The following is a 399-nucleotide window of genomic DNA, read 5'->3' as shown; positions in this document are numbered from 1 at the left end:
TGTTGATAAGATAGCTTCAGGTGATTTATCAGTTAAATTTTATGATGAAGGTGATGAAAGAATTGCTGTTTTCTTTAAAGATTTAAATAAATCATTTGATAAGGTTCGTGCTTTAATAAAAGAAGTTTTAGAATTGAGTGAAAATTTAGCTGCTGCATCTGGTGAAATTTCTGCGAGTGTTGAACAGATAACAGTTGGTATTAGAGAACAAACTAATAACACAGATGAAATAAACAGAGAAATTATTGAATTAAATAATTCTTTAAAAATAACTTCTGAAGCTGTAACCGAAACATTAAGAAAAGCTGAAGTATCAACACATAATGCAGAAAATGGTAAAAAAGTAATAGATAATAACATTCAATCTATTTCGGAAATTTCTAAAACAGTATTTGAGGC

Annotated in this window: 1 protein-coding gene; it reads left to right on the top strand. The window is 27.8% G+C overall.

Annotation, left to right across the window (positions count from 1 at the left end):
* On the top strand, nt 1-399 hold a 399-nt coding region (locus K9U41_RS23625; protein WP_282643250.1), incomplete at both ends, for a methyl-accepting chemotaxis protein.

The sequence above is a fragment of the Xanthobacter autotrophicus genome, assembly GCF_029991245.1.
Taxonomy (GTDB): Bacteria; Pseudomonadota; Alphaproteobacteria; order Rhizobiales; family Xanthobacteraceae; genus Xanthobacter; species Xanthobacter autotrophicus_C.
This window is presented reverse-complemented; position numbering and strand designations above follow the sequence as displayed.